This window comes from Caballeronia glathei, from assembly GCF_000698595.1.
In the GTDB taxonomy this organism is placed as follows: Bacteria; Pseudomonadota; Gammaproteobacteria; order Burkholderiales; family Burkholderiaceae; genus Caballeronia; species Caballeronia glathei.
The window spans coordinates 1-303 of the sequence record NZ_JFHC01000354.1 but is presented as its reverse complement, the minus strand read 5'-3'; the positions used below and the strand labels follow the sequence as shown (position 1 = coordinate 303).

The 303-nt window shown below is 67.3% G+C and carries 1 protein-coding gene; it reads left to right on the top strand.

Annotated features, from left to right (window positions below):
• Positions 1-303 (top strand): aldehyde dehydrogenase family protein (locus tag BG61_RS39105; RefSeq protein ID WP_035943990.1); only part of this gene is annotated, 303 nt, incomplete at both ends.

The following is a 303-nucleotide window of genomic DNA, read 5'->3' as shown; positions in this document are numbered from 1 at the left end:
CCGATGATGGTGCCGTGCTGGATGTTCCCGATCGCGATCGCCACCGGCAACACGTTCGTGCTGAAGCCGTCTGAGCGCGATCCGTCGGCATCGATCCGGCTCGCGGAACTGCTCGCTGAGGCCGGGTTGCCCGAGGGCGTGTTCAACGTGGTGCACGGCGACAAGACCGCCGTCGATGCGCTGCTCGCGCATCGCGACGTGGAAGCGCTCTCGTTCGTCGGCTCGACGCCGATCGCGGAGTACATCTACACCGAGGGCACGAAGCGCGGCAAGCGCGTGCAGGCGCTCGGCGGCGCGAAGAAT